Origin of the sequence: Marinobacter sp. UBA2498 (assembly GCF_002341575.1) — a bacterium.
GTDB lineage: Bacteria > Pseudomonadota > Gammaproteobacteria > Pseudomonadales > Oleiphilaceae > Marinobacter > Marinobacter manganoxydans.
The window spans coordinates 9,260-12,616 of record NZ_DDOI01000116.1; the positions used below are offsets into that span (position 1 = coordinate 9,260).

The 3,357-nt window shown below is 58.6% G+C and carries 6 protein-coding genes; all 6 read right to left on the reverse strand.

Going from position 1 to position 3,357, the window contains the following annotated elements:
- On the reverse strand, nt 1-350 hold a 350-nt coding region (locus B2W52_RS16045), incomplete at its 3' end, for a YaaA family protein (RefSeq protein ID WP_286803729.1).
- 12 nt (nt 351-362) lie between these two features.
- Nucleotides 363-596, reverse strand: coding sequence for a glutaredoxin family protein (locus B2W52_RS16050; protein ID WP_273070232.1), 234 nt, complete (start codon nt 594-596; stop codon nt 363-365).
- A complete protein-coding gene (locus tag B2W52_RS16055) occupies nt 596-1,345 on the reverse strand; it encodes a YciK family oxidoreductase (RefSeq protein WP_008171450.1) in 750 nt (249 codons plus the stop codon). Before B2W52_RS16055 ends, B2W52_RS16050 begins: the two co-directional genes overlap by 1 nt.
- A gap of 57 nt (nt 1,346-1,402) precedes the next feature.
- Nucleotides 1,403-2,074 carry a phosphoglycolate phosphatase gene (gph, locus tag B2W52_RS16060; RefSeq protein ID WP_286803730.1) on the reverse strand — a complete coding sequence of 224 codons (672 nt, stop codon included), beginning with the start codon at nt 2,072-2,074 and terminating at the stop codon, nt 1,403-1,405.
- Nucleotides 2,064-2,780 (reverse strand): bifunctional 2-polyprenyl-6-hydroxyphenol methylase/3-demethylubiquinol 3-O-methyltransferase UbiG, encoded by a 717-nt coding sequence (gene ubiG, locus B2W52_RS16065; RefSeq protein ID WP_008171454.1) that lies wholly within the window; start codon nt 2,778-2,780, stop codon nt 2,064-2,066. Before ubiG ends, gph begins: the two co-directional genes overlap by 11 nt.
- A 35-nt stretch (nt 2,781-2,815) precedes the next feature.
- Nucleotides 2,816-3,357: amidohydrolase family protein (locus tag B2W52_RS16070; protein WP_286803731.1), on the reverse strand; the 542-nt coding region annotated here is incomplete at its 5' end.

The following is a 3,357-nucleotide window of genomic DNA, read 5'->3' on the forward strand; positions in this document are numbered from 1 at the left end:
ACGCCATACAGACCGGAAAGCATGCGCAGATGCTGTTGGGCAAAGTCGAAGTCCTGTTCACTGAAGCTCTCGGCGTCCAGGCCGGTGTACACGTCACCTTTGAAAGCCAGCAGAGCCTGCCGGGCATTCTCGGGGGTAAAAGGCGTGTGCCAGTTCTGGAAGCGCTCGGCGTTCAACTGCCCAAGCTTGTCGCTGATGCTCATCAGATTGCTGATCTGGTGCGGCTCCAGCGTTTTAAGCTGGTCGACCAGCTCGCAGGCATCCTCAAGGAATTCCGGCTGAGTATAGGTACTGGTCGCCAGCGGACTCTCGTAATCCAGCGTTTTGGCAGGGGAAATAACCATCAACATGTCAGGCAATCCTCATTGCAGGAATGTAAGTAAGTCATCCCTGGTAAAAGGCCAGTCCAGTTCCACACCGGTATCGTTGCGTCGGAGCACCGGTATCCGGGTACCGTAGCGCTCTACCAGATCTTCGGACTGGGCAATGTCCACCACGTCTACCGGGATCGGCTCCGGCATGGGCGTGCTTACAAGCAGGGCTTCGGCCAGTTCGCACAGGTGGCACTGAGAGGTTGTGTAAAAAAGCAGTTCCATTATTTCGGTTGTGCGTCCAGTTTCTGGCCGTTGACGCCCTGGCTGTCCTTGCCCATGAGATACAGGTAAATCGGCATCAGGTCCTCTGGTGCCGGATTTTGCTGTGGATTCTCCGCCGGATAGGCGTGGGCTCTCATGTTGGTACGGGTCGCGCCGGGGTTCAGACTGTTTACCCGGACATTGTGACGCTCGTCGTCCAGTTCTTCGGACAGCAACTGGCTCAGGCCCTCTACGGCAAACTTGGAGACGGCATAGGCGCCCCAGTAGGCTTTTGCTTTGCGGCCGACACCAGAGGAGGTGAAGATCACCGAGGCGTCGTCGGATTTGCGAAGCAGGGGAATCATTGCCCGGCTTAGCAGGAACGGCGCCGTTGCGTTCACGTGCATGACCTTGTTCCAGGTTTCCGGGTCATAAAGCTCCACGGGACTGCGGTCGCCCAGAATTGCCGCGTTGTGCAGCAAACCATCCAGCTGCCCGAAGTTATCTTCCAGGGTCATAGCCAATTCTTCGTAGTCTTTCACCGCGGCGCCCTCGAAGTTCATGGGCACGATGGCAGGCTTGGGGTGGCCCGCTGCCTCGATTTCATCGTAAACCGTTTCGAGTTTGCTGACCGTGCGACCTACCAGTACCACGGTGGCGCCATGGGCGGCGTAGGCCTTGGCTGCAGCCCGGCCAATGCCGCTGCCGGCACCCGTCACCATTACGATGCGGTCTTTCAGAAGATCGGCGGGTGCTTGGTAATCATGCATAACCTGTCTCCGTGTCAGGCTGTTACCGGCTGAACACCGGATCCTAAATTTGATGCGCTATTGTAACAGCTTTGCCAGATCCGTGACGGTGTCGGCGATGAGGTCCGCTTGCCACAGGTCAATGGCTTCCGGCTCCTCGATGTAACCGTAGCGGACGGCGATGGTTTTCATGCCTGCGTTACGCCCGGCTTCGATGTCCCGTTCGTGGTCGCCCACATAAATGCCGGTGGCGGGATCGGCGCCGATCTGCTGGCAGGCCAGATAGAGGGCCTCCGGATGAGGTTTGCGCTGGGCAACGTGATCGGGGCAAACCAGTGCCGCGCACCGGTCAGCCAGGTTAAGGGCTTCGATCAGTGTAACCGCGAACCTGGCAGGCTTATTGGTCACAATGCCCCAGGGAATACCTTGCTCCTCGAGGGCTTTGAGAAGCTCGTCCATGCCCTCGAACAGGCTGGTCTCCACTGCCACGCCCGCCTCGTAGAGGTCGAGGAACGCGGTGTGTTTTTCCAGGTATTCCGGATGTTCCGGTTCCAGGCCGAAGCCGACCCGGATCATGGCGCGCGCGCCGTTCGAGACCGAGCGTCGGATATGCTCGTGTGGAAGGGCGGGGAGCCCGTGCTGTTCCCGTAACTGATTCAGGCACCGGATAAAGTCCGGTGCGGTGTCAATCAGCGTTCCATCCAGATCAAACAGGACCGTGGAGGCTCGATGCGTGGTTTCAGGCTTCACGAATATCCCTGGCATGCATCAGATAGTTGACGTCCACGTCCCGTCCGAGCTTGTACACCTTGGTGACGGGGTTATAGGTCATGCCCGTAAGCTCACGGACTTCCAGCCCTGCGTGGCGAAGATGGTCGGACATTTCCGATGGCCGGATAAATTTCTTCCATTCGTGTGTGCCTTTGGGTAGCAACCTGAGCACGTACTCGGCCCCCACAATCGCAAAAAGAAACGATTTCGGGTTCCGGTTGATGGTTGATACAAACAGATGGCCGCCCGGTTTCAGCATGGCGGCACAAGACCTCACCACCGATGCGGGATCCGGCACATGCTCAAGCATTTCCAGGCAGGTAACCACGTCGTACTGGCCCGCGTGTTCGCTGTCCTCGGCCAGTTCCTCAATGGTGATCTGGCGATAATCCACATTCACACCGCTCTCCATGCCATGCAGCCGCGCGACGGCCAGCGGAGCCTCGCCCATGTCGATACCGGTAACGTGGGCGCCTCGCTGGGCCATGCCCTCCGACAGCAGGCCACCACCGCAGCCGACATCCAGAGCGCGCTTTCCGGCCAGGGAAACCCGCTCGTCGATGTAGTTCAGCCGCAGGGGATTAATATCATGCAGTGGCTTGAATTCGCTCGAGGGATCCCACCAGCGGCTGGCAAGGGCCTCGAATTTGGCGATCTCGTTCCGGTCTACGTTCTGGTTTGTCATGGTTGGTTCTGCCTGGTGAATCAATAGGAAATCGGTTAGTCAGCCTTTGTGCGGATTCGCCCGGCCCAGTCCTCAACTCGAAGCATGAGATCGGCAACGTCAATGCGGGTAAGCCGGCCATCCTGTACTTGTGGTACGCCGTTAATCCAGCTGTGGCTTACTGATCGACCATGGTTGCTGTATACGAGGTGCGAAGCCGGGTCGTAGACTGGCTGCAAAAACGGGTCGCTCAGGTCAATGGCAATGATGTCCGCCAACTTGCCCTCGGCCAGAGAACCCAGTTCATGGTCCCGCCCCAGAGCCCTTGCCCCGTTGATGGTGGCCATCTGCAGGGCCTTGTGCGCCGATAGCGCCGAGGCATCATTGGCGACTACTTTGGCCATCATGGCGGCAGTCCGGAGTTCCCCGAACAGATCGAGGTCGTTGTTGCTGGCGGCGCCGTCGGTGCCTATGGCGACGTTAATCCCGCTATCGAGGAGTTCCTGCACCGGACAAAGGCCACTGGCCAGCTTCAGATTCGATTCCGGGCAGTGGATAACATGGGCGCCCGTTTGTTTAAGCAAGCTGATATCGCCGG

Bases quoted from the DNA above. Each gene is read 5' to 3' on its own strand.
- B2W52_RS16050 (WP_273070232.1), bottom strand. From the start codon at position 596: ATGGAACTGCTTTTTTACACAACCTCTCAGTGCCACCTGTGCGAACTG.
- B2W52_RS16055 (WP_008171450.1), bottom strand. From the start codon at position 1,345: ATGCATGATTACCAAGCACCCGCCGATCTTCTGAAAGACCGCATCGTA.
- ubiG (WP_008171454.1), bottom strand. From the start codon at position 2,780: ATGACAAACCAGAACGTAGACCGGAACGAGATCGCCAAATTCGAGGCC.